The 580-nt window shown below is 57.6% G+C and carries 1 pseudogene; it reads left to right on the top strand.

The features are described from left to right. The first annotated feature begins 154 nt into the window (after positions 1–154). Positions 155–383, top strand: a pseudogene (locus HT737_RS29330) (DUF6555 family protein). Positions 384–580: the final 197 nt, after the last annotated feature.

Below are 580 nucleotides of genomic sequence, written 5' to 3'. Positions count from 1 at the left end.
GAGGGCCATGGCGAGTATTCATTGGGGTTGGCGAAAGGCGCATGGTAACCAGTCGGTCACAGCGTCGCCAACGATAGATACCGTCGGACAATCCGAGTGAATTTTCCCGACGCGCCGCGATCCTTCTAATACCACAGGGAGGAATACGGGCTTTATGAACAACGCAAAACTGTTTGTCATCGATTACACCCTTCACGGCACGCCCAAATCGTTCATTATCCGCTCGGACAAAATGGACAACGCCGAGGCGTGGCACTGGGCAAGCTGTGATGCCGGCGTGGGTCGCATCCCGCGTTTCGGCCGGGAAAAAAGTGCAAAAGACCAGCAAACCGATGGCGGAGAAATTCGGCGTGGAAAACGTCACATGGCGACCGGCGAGCTAGACTCTCGCCAGGCAATGGGGACTCTTCGGGGGCGTACACAATGACCAGCATCTTCAGCCCGGCGCATCTGGATTATGGCCTGGACACCCTTTTCGGACGTATCACCAGAAGCGTGGACTGTCAGGTGGGTCTTGAAGCTGTCGAAGACGACCCCTATCGCTTCGCCCTGCCGCGTACCGGCGCGTTACCGGAGGACC

Source organism: Pseudomonas sp. MD195_PC81_125, assembly GCF_014060985.1.
GTDB classification, from domain to species: Bacteria; Pseudomonadota; Gammaproteobacteria; order Pseudomonadales; family Pseudomonadaceae; genus Aquipseudomonas; species Aquipseudomonas parakoreensis.
Note: the sequence above shows the minus strand (reverse complement) of the source record. Positions and strands in the feature narration are given on the sequence as shown.